The organism is Nostoc sp. 'Peltigera membranacea cyanobiont' 213 (assembly GCF_002245975.1).
Taxonomy (GTDB): Bacteria; Cyanobacteriota; Cyanobacteriia; order Cyanobacteriales; family Nostocaceae; genus Nostoc.
On sequence record NZ_NOLI01000289.1, the window covers coordinates 1 to 3,472 of the forward strand.

Annotated in this window: 1 pseudogene; it reads right to left on the reverse strand. The window is 41.8% G+C overall.

The window, feature by feature from the left end:
* Positions 1 to 79: 79 nt before the first annotated feature.
* Positions 80 to 2,686: pseudogene (locus CDG77_RS34030) on the reverse strand (AMP-binding protein); the annotation flags it as partial.
* Between the last annotated feature and the right edge of the window lie 786 nt (positions 2,687 to 3,472).

Genomic DNA, 3,472 nt, shown 5'->3' on the forward strand with positions numbered 1-3,472 from the left:
TGTCTGATTTTACTCTTTTTATCGAGAAAAATCCTCCGTAAAAACCCCTTTGTGACAGTTAGGGTGCGGAATGTGGGTTGTATTGGATAGAGACTGACGGTAGAGGTGAAAAACTTCTGGTTAAGAATCCTTTGTACAGTAATGCTATCTCTTGTAAAAATACCTCAGCAGACCAGCCATCAGAGATTATGTGGTGCATCTCAAGCAAAAAAATATGCTCTTGGTTTGCTAGCCGCAAAAGTTGAGTACGTAACAATGGCCCCTGCGTTAGGTCAAAAGGTCGTTGGCTCTCTTGAGTCAAGAGTTGTCGAACTGCAACATTGCTCTGTAATTCTATATTTATTACTGATAGAGATAATTTTAGAGAAGGAGCAATAATTTGTACCGGTTGTCCGTTGACTGTAGTAAAGGTGGTTCTAAGAGTTTCATGTCGCCGGATAATTTCGTTTAAACTTTGTTCTAATAAGGGAACGTCAAGTTTACCTTTAAGATTCACAGCTAAGGAAATATTGTAAGCTGGATTCCCTGGTTCCAATCGGTCGAGGAACCATAATCGTTGCTGGCCAAGAGATAAGGAATAAATTCCGGCTTGCTGGATTTGACTAAGAGATTCTGAGGGGGTGAAAGCCTCTGCTGTGATTTGAGCGAGTATCTTGGTGGAGAGCGATCGCAAACTCAACCCTTCAAAGAAGTCAGCTACAGAGATAGTAACTTGCAGGTCAGTTTCAATTCGGTTTTTTAACTCGAAAACTTTTATAGAATCGAGTCCCAAAGAGCTTAATGGCTGTTGAGGGTTAATTTCATCCGGTAGGATGGCAAACGCTCGTGCTATCTGTTCTTGAAGATAAGACTCTAACAACAACTGAGATTCTTTGGGAGCGATCGCTAACAGAGCTTCGCGCTGCAACCTATTTTCGTTTCTATCAATATCAATACTTTTTTGAATACTGCTACCAATAATTCTTAGTCGATCTGTAAGAAAATCGGCTTTTGTTGCACGGCGTTGAATTTTGCCACTCGAAGTTTTCGGAAGACTACCTGGTTTAATTAGAATCACTGCATAGACTTGTACTTCGTGTTCTTCGGCAACTGCCTGACGAATTGCTGCAATGACCTCCTCAACATTCGGTTTAGCACGAAACTCTAACTCTTGAACTACAACTAGTCGTTCTTCATTGCCAACCTCGACCGAGAAAGCTGCACCACTACCTGAACGTAATGATGAATGACTGCGTTCTGTAGTTAACTCTATATCTTGTGGGTAGAGGTTGCGACCTCGAATAATAATTAAGTCTTTGGCTCGACCTGTGATGAAGAGTTCTTCATTGTGCAGAAAGCCCAAGTCACCAGTCCGGAGAAATGGGCCTTGGTGTGTGTCTTTGAGGTAAGCGTGGAATATTTGCTCTGTCTCTTGAGGACGATTCCAATAACCCTGACCAATACTAGGGCCTGATACCCAGATTTCTCCTACTTCATTAGCTTGACAACGAGTTAATGTTTCAGGATTGACGATGGCAATCTGCTGTAAAGGTGTTACTCGACCACAACTGGTAAAGGTCTGAGTCTGTTCACTTTCAGCACGAGCTTCCATTACTTGGTTGTTTGAAAGAGCAGATTTTTCTATAGTTATTACATCAGGTAAGGCTTTTTTGACTCCACCAGAAACTATTAAAGTTGCTTCTGCCATCCCATAACAAGGGTAAAAGGCTTCAGGACTAAAGCCACACTCAGTAAAGGCTGCGGCAAATCGCTCTAAAGTATCCTGCCGGACTGGTTCAGCACCGTTAAAAGCCACACTCCAACTACTTAAATCAAGCGCTTCTTTTTGTTGTTGGGTAATTCTTTGAATACACAGATCGTAAGCAAAGTTGGGGCCACCGCTCGTAGTGCCTTTGTAGCGAGAAATTGCTTGCAACCAACGGTATGGACTTTGCAAAAAAGATGCTGGAGACATGAAGACGCAAGGAAAACCACCATACAATGGTTGCAAAATTCCACCAATCAGTCCCATGTCATGATATGCAGGAAGCCAAGAAACAAACTGGCTCTCTGGTGAATGTCCCATCAACTGGTAAGTCACGGCGGCATTGTGCAACAGATTGCCATGACTGAGCATGACTCCCTTTGGTGTTCCTGTTGAACCTGATGTGTATTGTAGAAAGGCTAAGGTATCTGCATTGATTGCAGGTTGTTGCCAAGAATCTTCTCTACCTTGTGTCAAGTTGTCGGTAGTCAGCCAGTGTAAATTTCCTAGGTTAGTTTGTTGTACAAGTATTGATTGTAATGTGGACAGTATTACTGTTGTGGTGAGAGCGACGCTTGCTTGTGTATCTGTGCTAATAGCCTGTAATCTGGGTATTTTGCGTAGATTTTGAGGCGGATAAGCTGGAACCGCTACTACCCCAGCATAGAGACAACCAAAAAAAGCACTCAAGTAATCCAATCCAGGAGGATAAAGCAATATGGCGCGTTTACCACTTAAACCAAGGGCTTGGAGTTGAGATGCGATCGCTCTAGAACGCCGATCCAACTCATAATAGGTGAATGTTGCTTCTTTGGTTTCTCCATCTTCGAGAAAGGTAAATGCTTGTCTGTCCGGTGTCTGCAATGTGCGATCGCGCAGAACATCAACGACAGTCGCATAGTATTGAGGAATTTCTTGTATGCTATTGATAATTTTAGTCATTTTCTGCCTTAAGCATCTTTAAGCTGCACGGAAACAAAATTTAAACCATATTTAAATCTTGAGACTGATGCGGGGAATGCCAAGAATCAACTCTCTGTGGTTCATAATCTCCGCATCTTTGCCTCTGTAAACTATCAATATTTTCAGTGAATCAATTCTCTAGAAGTATTCACTATCATTTCAGGAGACTTTATATAGAACTTAACCATTGACAGAAAAGCCAAAATAGCAGATATACCTTTTAAGGCTTTTGGCTAGATTTATCAATTACTTTTTGGCGATGCCTGGGTTAGGCCACGCCTACGCACCTCAGATAGATAGTAATCCAAATTTTTTCATAAGCTTTGCAAATAATTCTCAATTAACTCATGTATGTCACTCTAATAGGAATGAGTTGCATTTGACAAGCGATTAATGATAGGTATTAATTATCATTTACGAGTATTTTTCCCAGTTTACATATCAGAGTTAGGGCATCTCAAACCCTATTTACAGGGTGATTATGGCAGAGGGTCTGAGAGAGCCGCAGCCAACGGCTGCTTCTCCTTCCCCCTTGATAATTATTCTCATTATTGTATTTGGTGATTTTATTCCTTGGAAGTCCCTTAAGCTTCCTGTCCGTTGCTATATTTCTCAACTAGACGAAGCTCAGAATATTTTACGTTCTTCTAGATGAGCAAGAATATCTGAGCGATCGCGCCACACAGGACGCAATTTTTTGTTGGCGGACATCTGTAACTGGTCGCTAATGTGGGGCGATCCAGGTTGAGTTGCATTACCATAGCT